The 17165-nt window shown below is 45.1% G+C and carries 11 protein-coding genes and 1 riboswitch; of the genes, 8 read left to right on the forward strand and 3 right to left on the reverse strand.

Annotated elements, in window-relative coordinates:
- Window positions 1-90: 90 nt before the first annotated feature.
- From DWX43_RS17395 to DWX43_RS17405, 3 genes are all read left to right on the forward strand, one after another.
- On the forward strand, window positions 91-858 hold the full coding sequence (locus tag DWX43_RS17395; protein WP_118621231.1) for an ABC transporter ATP-binding protein: 768 nt from the start codon (window positions 91-93) through the stop codon (window positions 856-858).
- Window positions 848-3064: an ABC transporter permease gene (locus DWX43_RS17400; RefSeq protein WP_118621232.1), complete on the forward strand. Its 2217-nt coding sequence runs from the start codon at window positions 848-850 to the stop codon at window positions 3062-3064. Before DWX43_RS17395 ends, DWX43_RS17400 begins: the two co-directional genes overlap by 11 nt.
- A 241-nt stretch (window positions 3065-3305) precedes the next feature.
- Entirely contained in the window at window positions 3306-4502 is a 1197-nt protein-coding gene (locus DWX43_RS17405) for a DUF6070 family protein (RefSeq protein ID WP_243099374.1), read from the forward strand.
- An 8-nt stretch (window positions 4503-4510) separates the two neighbouring features.
- On the opposite strand, the gene DWX43_RS17410 is transcribed toward DWX43_RS17405, so the two are convergent.
- Window positions 4511-5422, reverse strand: coding sequence for a cation diffusion facilitator family transporter (locus DWX43_RS17410; RefSeq protein WP_181368564.1), 912 nt, complete (start codon window positions 5420-5422; stop codon window positions 4511-4513).
- 233 nt (window positions 5423-5655) lie between these two features.
- Here DWX43_RS17410 and DWX43_RS17415 point away from each other — a divergent pair, with 233 nt between their 5' ends.
- The gene (locus DWX43_RS17415) at window positions 5656-5985 is read left to right on the forward strand and encodes a nucleotide pyrophosphohydrolase (RefSeq protein ID WP_109729744.1); all 330 of its coding nucleotides are present in this window, start codon (window positions 5656-5658) and stop codon (window positions 5983-5985) included.
- A 30-nt stretch (window positions 5986-6015) separates the two neighbouring features.
- On the opposite strand, the gene DWX43_RS17420 is transcribed toward DWX43_RS17415, so the two are convergent.
- Entirely contained in the window at window positions 6016-6879 is an 864-nt protein-coding gene (locus DWX43_RS17420; protein WP_182440751.1) for a helix-turn-helix domain-containing protein, read from the reverse strand.
- Between the two features lie 157 nt (window positions 6880-7036).
- On the opposite strand from DWX43_RS17420, the gene DWX43_RS17425 reads away from it, so the two are divergent.
- Genes DWX43_RS17425 through DWX43_RS17435 form a run of 3 tightly spaced genes read left to right on the forward strand, consistent with a single transcriptional unit; the run spans window position 7037 to window position 9920 of the window.
- Window positions 7037-8392, forward strand: coding sequence for an MATE family efflux transporter (locus tag DWX43_RS17425; RefSeq protein ID WP_118621234.1), 1356 nt, complete (start codon window positions 7037-7039; stop codon window positions 8390-8392).
- A 36-nt stretch (window positions 8393-8428) separates the two neighbouring features.
- Window positions 8429-9214, forward strand: coding sequence for a histidinol-phosphatase HisJ family protein (locus DWX43_RS17430; protein WP_109729741.1), 786 nt, complete (start codon window positions 8429-8431; stop codon window positions 9212-9214).
- 58 nt (window positions 9215-9272) lie between these two features.
- Complete coding sequence (locus DWX43_RS17435; protein WP_118621235.1) at window positions 9273-9920, forward strand: sugar O-acetyltransferase; 648 nt, start codon at window positions 9273-9275, stop codon at window positions 9918-9920.
- Between the two features lie 143 nt (window positions 9921-10063).
- Here DWX43_RS17435 and DWX43_RS17440 read toward each other — a convergent pair whose 3' ends face one another.
- A complete protein-coding gene (locus DWX43_RS17440) occupies window positions 10064-11485 on the reverse strand; it encodes a phospholipase D-like domain-containing protein (RefSeq protein WP_118621236.1) in 1422 nt (473 codons plus the stop codon).
- Between the two features lie 154 nt (window positions 11486-11639).
- A riboswitch (cyclic di-GMP riboswitch) is annotated at window positions 11640-11724 on the forward strand.
- Between the two features lie 170 nt (window positions 11725-11894).
- Between DWX43_RS17440 and DWX43_RS17445 the strand changes: the two genes are divergently transcribed.
- Window positions 11895-17159, forward strand: coding sequence for a M60 family metallopeptidase (locus DWX43_RS17445; protein WP_118621237.1), 5265 nt, complete (start codon window positions 11895-11897; stop codon window positions 17157-17159).
- Window positions 17160-17165: the final 6 nt, after the last annotated feature.

Here is a 17165-nt window from a genome sequence, read left to right on the forward strand (position 1 = left end):
TTCTGTAAGAACTGTGTAAGAAAACCTGATACAAATATCCATGCACAGCACTTATAATAAAAGCATGAAAGCTATATGGAGGAAGGACACATGAATACAATTTTGAAACTGGAACATATCCAGAAATATTATGGCAGCGAGGGGAATATCACAAAAGCCATTCAAGATATTAGTTTTTCAGTAGAACAAGGCGAGTTCCTCGGCATTATGGGAGCTTCCGGGTCCGGCAAAACAACGCTGCTTAACTGTATTTCTACCATTGACACCGTTAGCGCAGGACATATTTACTTAGAGGGAACAGATGTAACAGAGATAGAACCAAAGTCCATTGCGAGATTTCGAAGAGAAAATTTAGGGTTTGTATTTCAGGAATTTAATTTGTTAGATACACTGACGATTTCCGAAAATATCGCTTTAGCGCTGACGATTAACAAAGTACCCGCCAAAGAAATAGAGCCGCGTATTGCAGACATTTGCAAAAAATTAAACATCAGTGATATTTTGAATAAATTTCCGTACCAGGTATCCGGCGGTCAAAAACAGCGCTGTGCCTGTGCAAGAGCAATCGTCAATAACCCGAAATTGCTATTAGCGGATGAGCCAACCGGCGCATTAGACAGTCATTCTTCGCAGATGCTGCTGTCCACCATTGAAAGTATTAATGAGCAGCTCGGTGCTACCATTTTAATGGTAACCCATGATGCTTTCACAGCCAGTTATGCAAAACGTATTTTATTTCTGAAGGACGGGGAAATTTTCACAGAACTGCGTAAAGGCGGTGACAGCAGAAGTGTCTTTTTTGATAAAATTCTAAATGTCCTTACCATGATTGGGGGTGGACAAAATCATGTATGCTAAACTTGTTTTCAGGAACGCAAAACGGTCTGTAAAGGATTATTTAATCTATATCGTGACCATGACGATATGTGTGACCTTGTTTTATTCATTCCTTTCTATTTCCAGTAGTTATTATAAGCCAGATATAGGAAGTGAATATGATTTTACGATGCTGAGTGACGGTATGAAAGTGGCTGTCTGCGTGATCACATTGTTTCTGCTGTTTTTGATACGATTTGTCAACAGCTATATGCTCAGGCGCAGGCAGAAAGAATTTGCGGTACAGTCAGTCATGGGAATGGAACAGAAAACCATAGGCAGAATTTTCTTTGCTGAAACACTTGTTATGGGGATAATCTCTATTGTGACTGGTATTTTTATCGGTTTGTTCTGTTCTCAATTTATTACGGCGATGTTAATGACTTCCTATGGCGGGAATTATGAATTATCATGGACCTTGTTCCCGGACACAGTTATGCTTACGGTTTGCTTCTTTGTCCTGAGTATTCTTGTTATAGGGATATCCAATACCCATACGATTCAGAAAACCAAAGTTATTGATATGCTTTCCGCTGACAGAGAAAATGAACCTTCATTGAATAATAGCCGTTGGATCTCCGGTATTGTGACAGTCTATATAGTATGTGTCGTTTGGATGCTTGTCACAGGAATACAGAAAGTCCATTTTTACTATGACAGCCGCTTTGCTATTCCTGTACAGATCATGTTTTGGGGAAATGTTCTTGCTCCGGCTGCTGCCCTGCTTTGGTTTGCCGTGTGGCTGTTCAGGAGGAAAAAATCAAGTGTCCGGACACTTATTACCGGGCTTCTGGTATTTTCTGTTCTAAATATTTTTATGGCTGCGGGAGTCCCCTCATTGACAAATAAATATTACCTGTCACTGGGAGCTGGTACTATCAATCAGTATATGCTGTTTATTCTGGTTGATTTACTTTTTCTTATCTGTTCCCTGATATATCTTGCAGGCAGCTTCATTACTGCCTGGAAAGAAGATTCACCGGATCATAAATACCATAACGAAAACCTATTCTTTTTTGGGCAGGTTATATCTAAGCTGAACACGACCAGTAAGACTATGACACTAATCAGCATTACCTTAGTGCTTGCAATTTTTCTTTTTATCGCTGCACCCATACTGACAGGATGGGCTTCCGGTTATCTGGAAGTACGCTCTATGTATGATGTGCAGATTTCTTCCAGATACAATAATGTATACGAGGAAGATAACCTGCCGCGTGATGATTATAAGATAGTGACAGATTTCCTTACAGAACACGGTATTAAGACAGCCTATGATTGTACGTTCAGCCTGTATCTGTCTGACAAAAATGATTTTCATAACCGGATAAAATATGATTTTCCTGTTGTGGCACTCTCATTGAGCGACTACAATCTAATACGGACTATGCTGGGATATGAGACTATTTCTCTAAAGGACAATGAGTATACAACACAATGGAAATCCATTGTAGCAGAGGAAGAACGGGAAAGTTTTCTTCGTGAACATACGGGCATTATGACGGATGCCGGAGCATTAACGCTTTCTTCTGAACAGCCTTATCATGAGGAACTTATTGGAGAAACTGTTTACAACTCCTATACGAATGTGCTTTATGTGTTACCGGACAGCATTTGTGAAAATTTACTTCCAGTTATGCAAAACCGTTATATTTCCACAACTGAAACTATTTCTTATGATAATGCCCGTAAGTTGGAAAGAGCTTTTACATCAATTTATCCAGAAGAAGCAGATACGGGTGTCAGCTATGGGATACGTTTGAGTACTTTACAAATCAATAGTTCAAAAGCAAATAACTTTGTCTTACAGGCTGCAATGCTTTATGGTGCAATTGTTTTGATTATCATTTGCCTTACCGTACTTTCCCTGCAGCAGCTTTTTGATGCAGGGCATTACAGCTACCGGTTTTCTGTACTTAGAAAATTAGGGGTTGAGGATCAAAGTATTGGAAAACTCGTGTTAAAACAGTTAGGGGTTTGGTTTGGGCTTCCAATCGTTGTTGCGATAGTTGTGGCATCTATTGTTATTGTCTATTTTATTCAGACGATATCCGCAGAAATTTCGGCTTATATCGGATTCCATGTATTGATGCTGCAAATAGGTATGACCACAGGTATCCTTGTATTATTGTTGGTTTGTTATTTCATTTGCACATGGATACTTTTCAGGCGTTCTATAAACTTATAGATATTCAGGGCATCTGCTTTTCGCCGAAGGTGATTTTAAATAAGCAGATGCCGTTTCTGTACACTCTTTTACTATAAGCCGGATGAAGATCTGACGTAACTGTTCAGAACCATGAACAGTTACGTCAGATCTTCATCCACTTTCTTCTTGACTTGATAGTATTACAGATGTAAGATTTAATAAACGACAGTATAAAATTTTTTACGGTAAAATATTACAAATGTAAGAAAAAGGAGAAAAGATGAGGCTTAGAAGGATATTCATTTTCATTATCGTATTGCTCATGGGAATAACGGGCTGTGCGGCTGCGGACAGCGAACCGGCAGGAGATGTTCACAGAGCGGATGAAAATAAGCAGGACAGCGAGGCGGCAATACATAAGGATTCGGAGAAGATTGCGGAAGGTTACCGGGAAATTTATGAGCAGGCGTATCAGGAGGATAATATTAGCTCGCTTGAGGTAAAGGAAAAAATCATAGCCAGTCTGGGAGATAAAGGGTACACGGCTGTAGATATGGGAAATCAGATTGATATGGTGAACCCGGGACAGGCGGAAGCGTTTTGTAAGAGCGTTGGGAACAAAGAGGAGGATCAGGCCACTATATTGATCATCGGGAATGATGGTGGATTCGTCCGGTATGACCTGAGAACAAAGGATGGGGAAGTGAAAGTTTTGAGAAGTTCTCTGTTCTGGAAAGACGGCCTTCCGTCGGCGGAATTTTATGAAAGGTTCACGGCCCATACGTGGAAATATACAAAGGAAGGATACATCTTCATCGAACAATACCATATGCCCGGGTATGACGGGGCACCGGGGATTACGGCAATCAGGGTAAAACCGCTGGACCGGAGCCTGCGTGAACTTAATCGGCAGTATGTCATGCCGCTCGGGTACGAGAGAAACAATCTGCTGATTACGGACTGGAGTGCCTCTGATTATGGTGCGCTTGATTTCTATGACCTCTATGAGGAGATGTATAAGCTGAAATATGGAGACTATGTACCATACGAATACGGATATGGAGGGGAAGAGTACGAGGTTCCGGAAAAGGAATTGGAGGAAGTGATCCAGACATATATCGGAATAGACAGCACCCTTCTGAGGGAAAAAACGATGTATCAGCGGGAAAGCAAAACATACCTGTACAGGCCGCGGGGGATGCATGACGCAGAAACTCCCTACGAACCGGAGCCGGAAGTGACCGCATGTGAAGAACAAGAGGACGGGACGCTTAAACTCACAGTGAATGCAGTATGGCAGATGGAAATGCAAAGTTGTGCATTTACCAGTGAGCTTGTGGTCCGCCCACTTGTAAACGGGGCCTTCCAGTATGTCTCAAACAGGGTGGTACCACTGCCGGACAGTAATGGGGCAGTTTGGTATACGCCGCGTTTATCGCAGGAGGAATGGACAGCTTTTTACCGGAATACGCAGTAAAGCTCCTGCTAAATGGCAGGTTCCTTTCTAAGAGCCTTTTTATCGGCCAGATCCCAGTAGAGTGTGGCTTCTATATGTAATTCTGACCTCAGCCTCAGCTTGATCTGATCTAACGTCCCAGAAGCCTCCGGGGTATGCGGGGAGCTTTGAAATGTGACCTTGATAAAGGCAAACTTTTCTTCCGGGCCGTAATCATGAAGCGCAATCGTTTCAACGCTTCTGATCAGCGGATAATCTAAGAGCATCTGCCGGACCTTCTGTTCCGTCTCAGAGTCCGCACCTTTTCCGAGTAGTAAAGCAAAGTTTTCAGCGAACGAAGTGAGTCCTGACCAGAGGACGGACAAGGACACGAGAAGCCCTAGCAGGGCATCGACCGGAAAAGAGGTGAAAGGAGCAATTAGGATTCCGCTCAGTGTTACCGCAGTCACAAGAGCATCAGACAGATTGTCATTTCTGACTGCTTTCAGGGCTGGGGAGGAAATCGTCTTGTTTGTACGGTTTACCAGCCAGGCCATAATGAGCTTTATCAGAACGCTCATCAGCAGGATAAGTATAATGGCTGTGGAAAAATGGATTGTCTCCGGATGGATGAGCCGCTTTATGGAGTCTTTTCCTACGGAGACGGCGGTGATAAGGATAAAAATCGAGATTGTGAATCCACAGATATACTCGATACGCCCATGTCCGTAAGGATGTACCCGGTCTTCTTTCCTGCCTGCAATACTAAAACCGAATATAGTTATCACTGAGGAAATACAGTCTGTCAGATTATTGAAGGCGTCGGCGATGACAGCAATACTATTGCTGAAATAACCGATGGCGAATTTTACGAGTGTCAGAATAAGATTACCGAAAAGCCCGGTCCATCCGGCATTCTTGCCGGCAGTGTCACGTTCAGAGAGGGGATTTGAGGTATTCATAATAAGGTCTCCTTTCATATATGTAAATGGTTAAATAGTGTACATGTCAGACAGTAGTGAGGAGATTTAAGTAAGGTACCTAATGATTATAGGTTAACACCAAACCACTACAATGTCAAGGTACCTAAAAGAAAACGTGGTAAATTTTTTATAACTGATCTATCGTAAGCGGAAACCTTGTCATGAGTAGGAACTGGTGATATTCTTAATAATAAAAGAAAAGAGGACAAGAGATGGAAGATAAAATAACGACACTAAGCGAAGTGAAAAAATATATTCAGGATTTCTCAGATGCCAGAGGATGGCGGAAAGACCAGAATGCAAAAGACCTTGTGATGGCCCTTACGGTAGAGGCATCAGAGCTGGCAGAGATATTCATGTGGCTGCATTCGGATGAAGCGGACAGCGTAAGAGAGGATGAAGGAGAGTTCGAACACCTGAAAGAAGAGGTGGCGGATGTATTCTGGTATCTCTGCCGTATCTGTGAACACTTTGGAATTGACCTTTCAGCGGCTGTCGAGTCTAAGGCCGGTAAGAATGCCGTCAAGTATCCTGTGAAGTAACCGTTCAGCACCGGCCGCATACTTGATGTATCAAACCGCCCTAAACCGGGTCGGTGAACATCCGTAATACTTTCGAAATGTTTCTGTAAAGTAGCTCGCGCCGCTGAAACCGACCTCATAGCTGATCTCAGTGATGGACATATCGGTGTTACGAAGCAGGTCCGCCCCCTTTTTCAGACGGTAACCGGTCAGATAGCCTACCGGGGTCTGGTTGAAGTAACTGCGATACAGGGAACCGCACTTGCTTTTGCATATATTTCCGGCGGCTGCGATATCGTCAAGAGTGATTTTTTCTTTATAATGTTTCTGCATATAACCGACCATATCCTTCAGGACAGAGAGCTGATGAGACTGCTTAGAGGGGGCATGGTCTTTCGGCGCATGTACATAAAGTTCATTCCAAATAAGGAAGAAGAGGCTTTGTATCTGTAATTCAGGCGCCGGTGCTTCTCTGGCGGCGTAGATCTGCTGCATGGCGTTTAAAATATGGTTCTGCCAGGCGGTCTCTTTTGTAAGAAGCTGGAATGGAAATGCAAGGTTTGACATCAGCGGCATGACGTACTTCTGTTCCATGCCGGGGGTAGAGCAGAGCATCAGCGGATGCAGAATGATACAGATAAACTCACTCTCCGTGCAGTTCTCTGAGAATCCATAGTGAAGCTGGCGGGAATTGACAAATACCCCGCTGCCCTGTTCAAGCGTTACAATTTCACCGTTAATATGGTACTGCATCTCACCTGACAGGATATAAATCAGCTCAATGTCATCGTGCCAGTGGCTTACAGCCGCATAATCATACTGTGATAAAAAATCTTTCCGGATATATATGGAATAATCTGTAAAATCATACTGAACATCTTCGGAACGGTCATCCCTTAATTCTACTTCTTTCATTGTGTACCCCTGAACATACGATATTGTTATAGAATTATACAATATATCAGTAGATAATGCCAGCATATACAAGATATAATTATGAGAGTCATAAAGAAATGGATGCGTTAACATCCCGCTTGGACTGACATCAGAGAGAAAGAATCGGAGAGCTGTTATGAATAAATCACTGGATCAACAATTTATGAAGAAACTGGCTGCATTAGTGTTTCCCATCGCCTTTCAGCAGTTTATGCTGGCTCTTGTCAGCGCGTCAGACGCTATAATGCTGGGGATGCTGGACCAGGGGTATCTGTCGGCGGTTTCACTTGCCGGGCAGGTACAGTTTGTTTTTAATCTCTTTCTGGCAGCAATGACAATCGGCGCCAGTATGCTGGCTGCACAGTACTGGGGGAAAGGGGATAAAGAATCAGTGGAGAAAATATTTGCGGTGGTTCTTAGGATTTCATTCCTTGTATCATTGGTCTTCTTTACCGGCGCTGTCTTTCTTCCGGAACAGGTGATGAGAATTTTCACCTCGGAGGAGGCCCTCATTGCCGGAGGTGCAGGATACCTTCGGGTTGTCGGTCCGTCATACATACTGTGCGGGGTATCCCAGATTTATCTCTGCATTATGAAAAACAGTGGATATGCTGCAAAAAGTTCTGTCATAAGTTCATCGGCGGTCATACTGAATATTGTGCTGAATGCTGTGCTTATCTTTGGATTGTGGAATGCACCCAGACTGGAAATTGCAGGGGCGGCTCTTGCAACGGTGACCGCCAGGGCGGCAGAACTTGTGTGGGTGATTCTGGATTCTGCGAAGGATGGCCGGATTAAGGCGAGAGTTTCTTATCTTTTGCATCCGGATAAAATCCTGAGGCGGGATTTTTGGAAGTATACAACTCCTGTGCTGGGAAATGAAATCGTGTGGGGCTGTGGTTTTACGATGTATTCTGTCATCATGGGACATCTTGGGTCAGATGCCGTGGCGGCCAACTCTATCGCTAATATCGCGAAAAACCTGATTTCCTGCTTTTGTCTGGGGCTGGGAAGCGGGGCAGGGATTATCGTCGGCAATGAACTCGGCGCCGGACGCCTCGAAAAGGCGAAGGAATATGGAAGGCGGCTATGCAGACTATCTGTGGCAGGCGGGGCAGTCTCAGGGGTGATCCTGCTGGCCGCCAGCCCGGTTATTCTTGCTTTTGCAAATCTCAGTGAGCAGGCAGGAGGATATCTTCAGGCGATGCTTGTTATGTGTTCCTACTATCTGATAGGCAAGTCTGTAAATGGAACAACGATCGCCGGTATCTTCTGTGCGGGGGGAGATTCCAGGTTTGGTTTTTGGTGCGACACGGTTACGATGTGGTGCATCACAGTGCCCCTCGGGTTCATCGCGGCTTTCTGGCTGAAACTGCCCGTAACGGCTGTATATTTCATCGTAAATCTGGATGAGATAGTGAAATTGCCGGCAGTTTACAGAAACTATAAAAAATACCGCTGGGTAAAAGATCTGACAGTAAAGATGTCGTAACCCACGGACAGATAACAAGGAAAAAAGGAGGATATTATGTTAGCAGATTATCATGTCCACACAAGTTTCAGTGACGATTCGGACTGCCCTATGGAGGAAATGATACAGAAGGCTCTGGAGAACGGGATGGACGAAATCGCATTCACGGAGCATGTGGATTACGGGGTGAAAACAGATTTGAACTGTGATTATGAGCACTACTTCCCCCTGTTGAAAGAGATGCAGGAGAAGTATCAGGGGAAACTTCGGATTAAAAAGGGGATTGAGTTTGGTGTTCAGACACATACGGTTTCTCTTTTCGAGCGGGATTTTGCAAAATATGATTTTGACTTCGTCATACTGAGCAACCACCAGATCGATGATCAGGAGTTCTGGTCATATGAATACCAGAAGGGAAAAACACAGGAGGCATACCAGAAAGCGTATTATGAAGCTATTTATGAGGTTATGAAGCAATATACGAACTATTCGGTGCTCGGCCATCTGGATATGATCAAGCGTTATGACGATGCAGGGGAATATCCAGATGAAAAGATTCTGGACATTGTGGAAAAGATTTTCCGTCTGGCTATTTCCGGGGGAAAAGGAATCGAGGTAAATACGTCCTGTTTTGCCTATGGCCTGAAAGACCTGACACCCTCCGAAAAGATTCTCAGACTCTATCATGATCTTGGCGGCAGGATTATCACGATAGGTTCCGACGCGCATGATACGAACAGACTAGGGGATCATATCAAGGAGGCAAAAGAGATTCTAAAAAGGATTGGTTTTGAGCAGTACTGTACATTCAGCAGGATGGAACCAGTCTTTCACAATTTATAACGGGTGCCCCCTGTGCTGGTTAGTGAAAGGATTTAGAAAGGAGTAAAAGGAAATTAATATGGAAATAAATCAGAATACAGATCAGACAAAACTTAACAGTATCTACGAGAAAATGCACAATGAGGAGTTGTATCTTCCCGGCGATGAGGAACTTGTAAAAGAACAGACAGTCTGCCTGAACCGCCTGTATGACTTCAATATGACGCGGCCTGACGAGATGGTGAAGCGGGACAGAATGCTGAAAGAGATGTTTGCCGAGATCGGAGAGGGATGCTATATCGAACCGCCTCTCCATGCAAATTTCGGGGGCCGCCATGTACATTTCGGGGAAAATATATATGCGAACTTTAATCTAACCCTTGTAGATGATACACATATTTATATCGGTGACAGCACGATGCTGGGGCCGAATGTCACCATTGCAACGGCAGGACATCCGATTCTGCCGGAACTCCGCCGGGAAGGATACCAGTACAATGCATCTGTCCGAATAGGGAAAAACTGCTGGATCGGGGCCGGAGCCGTCATTCTTCCGGGAGTCACCATCGGGGATGATACAGTCATCGGAGCGGGCAGTATAGTTACAAGAGATATCCCTTCCTGTGTAGTGGCGGCAGGGAACCCGTGTAAAGTCCTGCGCGGGGTGAATGAACACGACAGAGAGTATTATTTTAAAGGGCACAGGATGCCTGCCTTTTTAAAATAATCCTATCAATTAAGGCAGAGCTATGGGGATAGATAAATGAAGTAATATTTATTATCCCCTCTTGTTACTTCATATATAGTAGATACCGACCCGACAATTTTTTATGCTTCATGATCCTTTTGGACGCTGGAACACCAGCGTCCTTATAAAAATCTCCTGATAGGGATAACAACAATTCGAAGAATTGCATAAAATATCTTTTTCCCTGTGGTCATCTCTTTTGTTTTATAATTTTCCCCATAGACATAACCACCCCCAGTCATTGTTTTACTAAACGTTTTATCCGTTTCTATTTCCTTTCGTATGATCTGGTTCAGTTTCGGGGAATCTACCGCAAGCATTAACTCTGTATCCTGATAGGTACTGCGCATATCAAGATTATAGGAACCGACAATACTCATGCGGTCGTCGATTACGACGGCTTTTGTGTGACAGGAGTGTTTCCCCATAAACTCATAAACGTTTACTCCGGTGTTCCAGATCTGCTTTTTTTGGTTTAAGTAATCCGTACAGCCCCAGGGATTTGCTCCCTTAGCCACATCGTTGGTGATGATTTCCACCTTTGTTTTATTTTGTGTAAGCGATTCCAGATCCTGGTACATTTCCTTTCCACAGATAATATAAGGAGTGTAAATGGAAACCTGGTCCCCCTGTGCCATTAGCTGATGCAAGGAATACCACATCCAGGGTTCTTTATTTTCTGCTTCGGCCGGGTTGTACAGTAAAGAAATGCGGTTTGTCTCAAAAGTGAGGTGCAGCCAGTCCCAGCTTTCCCATGCGGACGGATATTTCTGGCGTAAGGTATCATAGTTTGTGCATAATTTGGCGTTATATTCACCGGTCTTTTTCGCGCTTTGTGTACAGGTGTAAGCCTTGCTGTCTTCTAGATTCCAGACATGTTCAAAGTAATCTAAAAGCTGATAAAGGGAAGAATCCGGTGATTCTTCTGTTTCATAGACAAATAATTCCCGGTCGATATTCCGGGAGGAGGAATAGTCACCTAAAAAGAGATTGGTTGTATTTCTGCCGCCCAGAAGATACATTTTTTTGTCAATGACCAGATATTTATCATGAAGCCTTGCCTGAAGTTTCCAGGGCTTTAAAAAGTTTACCGGATTGTAAATGCGTATCTGGATATTGGGATGGGCGGCAGCAGTCTGAAACCATTCGTCATGTCTTAGATCAAGAAAGCCGCTGATCCCGTCTACAATAATGCGTACATTAACGCCGCGGCCGGCAGCATTGTTAAGGGCCGCAAGGATATCCTTCCCAGACTGGTCAGAATTGAAATCAAAAGTAGAAAGGATAATATCTGACTCTGCCTCTTCGATCATCCGCAGCCGGTACAGGAGCGCTTCGCTGTTGTCGTCAAGGTATGCGGTTCTTTCCGTCCCGGCAGATGTTCCGTAAAATTCTCTGCTATGGAAGGCGCTCTGAAAGGCTTCATTTACTTTTTTGTGGGAAATATAAGGGACAATGAGCCCGGAAAGATAGAGCAGGAATAGGAAAAGTAATATGTATTTAATAGAAATTTTGGATAAAAGTGAGTAAAATTTTTTTTTCATGTATATAAATCTCCTTCCCTTCTCTCATTTTATCTGTTTTTCAAAATAAATCAATGGACATCTTTCTATTTTGTCCAATGAATCGTCTTATACGCACTGGCAGTGGCGATAATAAAGTAGATTGACACAGTTCGTTTCAGATGATATATTTGAATTACTAAAAAGGCAAAATTGTCGTAAGGCAGTGACGCAAAGCCACAGATCCTGACTGAAAAAGGCAGGATGGCTGGGTTGCAGATGTACATAGGAAGGATTCCGCTTTTCATAGAAAAGGCGGGGGTTTTTCAATTGGGGGAATAGGGGAAAAGTTTATATTTTCCGGACTATCACAGCATCGGTCTGCAGGCGGTATCAATGTCTTTTGATACCGCCTTTTTGTGTCCACAACAAGATTGAGGAGGGGAAATGTATGAAGAAAAAGCTGGCATGGCTTCTGGCCATGTGCATGACGCTGCAGCTTACGGCTGTCAATGTTTATGCAGAAGAGGGTGTGCTAAGGACGCCTGATACAGCCGCAGGAACGATTGCGGATACTATCGGCAAAGATGCCGGTTCCGGGGAACAGACAGGTACGGACCTGGCGGACGGTCAGGAAGGTACGGACCCGGCGGACGGCTCTTTGGAAGATCAGTCAGGAAATGAGCAGGAAGAAGGCAAAGACCCGGGAGTGGATCAGGAGGAGAAAGATGCGGCTAACGAAAAAGACACAGCGGCGGCTGCTTCTGAGGATCAGGATTCCGGGCAGAAACAGGGAAATTTATCGGTAGAGCTCACATGTAATCTGCCGGTTACTGATGTACAGACACGTATCGGGCAGATATCCGCGGTTTTGTTAAAAGACGGAACTGAGGCTGTTAGGAAGGATTTTACGGCGAAAGACGGCAGTACGACAAAAGGTACGGTTGATCTGAACGGGATTGAAGAGGGAACATACCTGCTCCAGATTAACGGAGGTGGTTTTGTTTATGGCCAGGAAATCGAAATACAGGCAATGAACCAGCAGATACGTCTTGTGGATATGACTGCAGTAATCGAAGGTGCGGCTCATCCGGGAACCTATGGATATGGGGATGTGAACGGGGACGGCGCAGTAGATGACATAGACCGTTCACTGCTTCTTGATGCGGTCAGCGAAGCTTCTTCAGACCTAATGTATGACCTGAATGGGGACGGTGCAGTGGATCTGGCAGATATTCAGTGCTTCACTTATAGTTACGGGACAGAGAGCACAGAGGCGACTGTGACAAGGACGGCATTGATCGATGAAACGAAGGTTGAGGCTAAGGTTTCCGAGGGGACGGAACTGGCACAGGGAAACAGTGTCATGGATGTTCTGACCGGGGCCGGGAGCATTTCGGTGAAGCCGGTATCGGATGAAGTGATATCCGAAGAGAATCCGGTTGAGATCAGCATTGATCTCTCCGGCCAAAAAGACCTGGCAGTCGGGGGCATTACAATTGCACCGGTACAGGACTCTGTAAATATCATTAAAGGCGGAACCATCGACGTCACCTATACAGACGAAGAAGGGGAGCATACGGAGACATTTGCGATTGATGAGCGGGCGGCCTATTTCCGGTCAAGGGCGGCGGCTGTGGTGACGCAGGAAGCCGATGGTACATTGGTTGTGAATCTGGGAAAACAGGTGGCAGTCAAGAGGATCAAGATCAAGGTTACAGATACCGGAAGTACGAAGCTTGCCGATATCGGAAAAGTAGAGTTTTTAAATGATATGGAGTCAAGAATACCGGCCCCTGTCATGAATATTCCGGGGAACCTTACAGTGACACCGGGCAGTAAGAAATTTACTTTGAACTGGGACGCGCAGGAGAATGTGTCAGGGTACGAGGTGGAGATTACACACGAAGAAAAGACGATCGTTATTCCGGCATCCGTGAACTGGCTGAATGTAACCTCCTTTGGAAATGAAAAACTGAAGAACCTGGAGGTTTACAAAGTCAGGGTCCAGTCTGTGAACGGCGAGTGGAGCAGTGGGTACAGTGATGCGATAGACGCCGTCCCGGCTGCAGACAAAGCACCGGATGCACCGGAGAATGTAAGCGTAAAGGGCGGGTACCGCCTGCTTGATATCTCGTGGAAGAAGATGGAGGATACGGATTACTATACCCTCTATTATAGAATAAAAGGTAAGACTGAGTATCAGAAAGTGGATAACATCACAGCAGCAAGCTACCGGCTTACTGGTCTGGAGAATCAGACAACCTATGAGGTGTGCCTGACCGGGACGAATGACTGCGGGACAAGTAAAAAGTCAACAGTTTATGTAGGGACCACGATGGATCTGGATCCGCCTGTGACATCGAATTACAAACTGATCAATACCGACCAGGGGGTCGGAACGGCAACGGCGCACATTGCAGGTGTGGAATACCCGAGCATTAAGCCGGATAATGAGATGACAGTTGTTGATAACGATTATGCATCCTCCTGGATATTCAATTCATGGGATGCAGGGGGATTTAATTCAGGAAAGCCGTCCCCGATCGTAGAATTTGACCAGGCATATGAGATGAACCGGATTACGGTCGTTCCGGATGCAGGCCAGGCAGGGGGCTATAACTATGCCAAGACCCGGTATTGGGATGAGAATGGCAGCGAACAGATGATAAATGGCTTTTTGACATCCAAGAAAAGTTCCAATGGAAAAGTATATTATGAGCTGTGGTTTGATAAGCCGTTTACAGCAAAAAAAGTACAGGTTAATCTGGCACAGTACTGGGCAGGGAACAACAGTGTTTCGATTGCGGAGATGAAGTTCTACTATTATGACAGTCTGGACGATGAAGTGGAGGCTTTGTATGCTGATAGTCTTCATGTGACACTTGCCGATAATGTGACAAAGGAAATGGTCGATGCTCTGGAGAAACGCACCAACACGAAGGACGAAGTAAGCGGCGAGTATCATCCGAGGCGGGACCTTCTGCTGCGGGAGATCGAAAATGCACGGAATATTCTGGAGAACGAGAAGCTTTCTGATCCGATCCGGGTGGATACAAGCATTATCAAGGCGAAGGACAATGTTCTTAAGATGGCGTCCGGACTAAATTCCTGGCAGCCGCTCGGGGTTGTGGCACATGAGGGCGAAGAACTGGCAGTCTATGTGGGCAGGGAGAATACCGTAGTTGGCGCCGGTACGAATGTGCGTCTGATTGCGGCCCAGTATCATGCGGAATCAGGCAGTTGGAATAAAGTCGTCGTATCGAATCTGGTGCAGGGGAAGAATGTAGTGACGATGCCGTCCATCAGCAGTCTGAATACGGAACACGGTGGCAGCCTGTATGTAGAATTTACCGGAACTAATAACAAGATTAACATACAGGTCAGAGTGAGCGGCGGCACAAAGATCCCGATGCTGGATATTTCAAAGGCATCTACTGAGGCGGAAAAACGTGCCGCGGTCAGGGCATATGTAGAAGAGTTAAATACGTATGTACCAAAGATTGAGCAGATGCATAACAGCCAGCATCTGGACAAGGACGAAACCCACTGCAATTATGCATATGACAAGCAAAACTGTATTCTGGGAGCGACCGAGATTGTTTTGGATAAGATGATGTATTCTGTCTCAGCAGAACAGATTTTAAACGGTATTAATAAAAAAGCAGGTACAGACGGGAATGATGTGGACAGCCAGACAGAGGTCCTTTACCAGTCTCTGGAGGCAATGGATCAGATGATCACGTTGTTTTACCAGCATAAGGGCCTGACAGACCAGACAGTGCCAGAGAATTATGGCGCAAACAACAGTTTTCCGGTAAGCAGGCTGAATATCCGGTATATGAGGATGTTCGCCGGGGCATTCATGTATGCCGGAGGGCTGCATATCGGAATCGAATGGGGAAGCATCCCGGGCCTCGCACGGTCACAGCCGGTTGTAAGTGACAACGGCAGATATGTGAGCGGGCAGCTGTTTGGCTGGGGCATTGCCCACGAGATCGGGCATATAATCAACCAGCCCGATTATGCAATCGCCGAGATTACGAATAACTATTTCTCTATTCTGGCGCAGGCTGACGAGACGAACGACAAGGTCAGATTCAAATACAAAGATGTTTATGAGAAAGTAACATCAGGAACAAAGGGAAGGGCGTCCAGTGTATTTACGAGTCTGGCTATGTACTGGCAGCTGCATCTTGCCTATGATGACGGTTTTAATTACAAGACTTACGATAACTACGAGGACCAGTTCAATAACCTGTTTTTCGCCAGAGTAGATGCTTATGCGAGAAACACCTCTCTTGCACCGAACGGGCTCTCACTGAACGGGGCAGATACGGACAATAAGCTGATGAGGCTTTCCTGTGCGGCCGCCAGAAAGAACCTTCTGCCGTTCTTTGAAAAGTGGGGAATGACACCGGATGAAACAACGAAGGCATATGCGGCGCAGTTCGGGGAAGAGACAAGAAATATATACTATATCACGGATGAGGCAAGGGTTTACCGTGTGGAAGGCGGGACAGACGCAGCTTCCGGCAGCACGGTCAATGCACAGATGGAGTATAAGAATAATTCAAAGCAGGTTACCCTGAAATTATCTAATACGGCAGCCGACCAGGATGCAATGCTCGGTTATGAAATATACCGCAACGGAAAAGTGGTTGGTTTTGTCGCGGCAGAAGATGGTGAGACCGTATTTACAGATACCATTGATACTGTGAATAACCGGGTATTTACCTACGAAGTAATCGGATATGACAAATTGCTTAACAAGACGGAAAAGACCGTGCTTGACCCGGTTAAGATCTCGCATGACGGCAGTGTTTCCAAGAAGTTATGGTCTGTGACAACAAACATGACGTCACCGGATGACGAACAGGAAACAGGCTCGGATGATAATCCGGAACCAGAAACAGTATCGGCAATTGGGAAGGTTTACAACGATGATTATAGTGACAGCTATGTTGGAGCCTCTAATGAGGCACCTTCTCTGGTCATCAGTTTTCAGGAAATGCTTGCAGTGGCAGGCATGAAGATTACTGTGCCGGAGGAAAGCGCAGATGCAATTAAGAAGTATGAGGTCTATGTAAGCAAAGATAATTCCGAATGGACACTGGCGAAAGCAGGCACCTTAACCTATGATGACGGTACGGCTGCCGTATATTTCAGTAAAGAGAATGACAGCTGGATGTATACTTATGATGCCTCATACCTGAAGCTTGTCGTAAAGGGCCAGAATAAGGCCGAACTGTCAGAGATAGACATCCTCGGTCCGGCAGGAGATAATGTGGAGCTTCTGAAAGATGGGATCGGGATACTGAAATCCGATTATGTCTATGATAAGACTCTTGAAGATGGTATGATACCAAAGGGATCGCTGATTTTTACCGGAGAATACAAAGGTAATCCGGCATATAATGCCCTGAAGCTTTATGACCAGAACAAAGAAATCATAGAAGGCACGCAGGTGATCTTTGCGGAAGTGCCGGATAAAGGTGAACTCGGGGAGATTTCTTCCGGAACATGGATCTATTATATTGAACCAGATACCTATCAGGAACTTAAGGCAGCCGGCAGGATTCCGCAGAGTGTCACGGCAGAGCTCTACAGGGTCGATGATGCACACACAAATGAAGGTGAGAGGCTTGTAAGTGATACGCTGGAAGTAAAATTGCCGGCCGAACTGAAGGATATTGAAATAAAGGATAACAAGTAGGAGGGA

The organism is Clostridium sp. AF19-22AC (assembly GCF_003479085.1).
Lineage (GTDB): Bacteria > Bacillota > Clostridia > Lachnospirales > Lachnospiraceae > Faecalicatena_A > Faecalicatena_A orotica.

Coding starts and splice junctions, on each gene's coding strand:
- DWX43_RS17395 (WP_118621231.1), top strand. CDS start 91: ATGAATACAATTTTGAAACTGGAACATATCCAGAAATATTATGGCAGC.
- DWX43_RS17400 (WP_118621232.1), top strand. CDS start 848: ATGTATGCTAAACTTGTTTTCAGGAACGCAAAACGGTCTGTAAAGGAT.
- DWX43_RS17405 (WP_243099374.1), top strand. CDS start 3,306: ATGAGGCTTAGAAGGATATTCATTTTCATTATCGTATTGCTCATGGGA.
- DWX43_RS17410 (WP_181368564.1), bottom strand. CDS start 5,422: ATGAATACCTCAAATCCCCTCTCTGAACGTGACACTGCCGGCAAGAAT.
- DWX43_RS17415 (WP_109729744.1), top strand. CDS start 5,656: ATGGAAGATAAAATAACGACACTAAGCGAAGTGAAAAAATATATTCAG.
- DWX43_RS17420 (WP_182440751.1), bottom strand. CDS start 6,879: ATGAAAGAAGTAGAATTAAGGGATGACCGTTCCGAAGATGTTCAGTAT.
- DWX43_RS17425 (WP_118621234.1), top strand. CDS start 7,037: ATGAATAAATCACTGGATCAACAATTTATGAAGAAACTGGCTGCATTA.
- DWX43_RS17430 (WP_109729741.1), top strand. CDS start 8,429: ATGTTAGCAGATTATCATGTCCACACAAGTTTCAGTGACGATTCGGAC.
- DWX43_RS17435 (WP_118621235.1), top strand. CDS start 9,273: ATGGAAATAAATCAGAATACAGATCAGACAAAACTTAACAGTATCTAC.
- DWX43_RS17440 (WP_118621236.1), bottom strand. CDS start 11,485: ATGAAAAAAAAATTTTACTCACTTTTATCCAAAATTTCTATTAAATAC.
- DWX43_RS17445 (WP_118621237.1), top strand. CDS start 11,895: ATGAAGAAAAAGCTGGCATGGCTTCTGGCCATGTGCATGACGCTGCAG.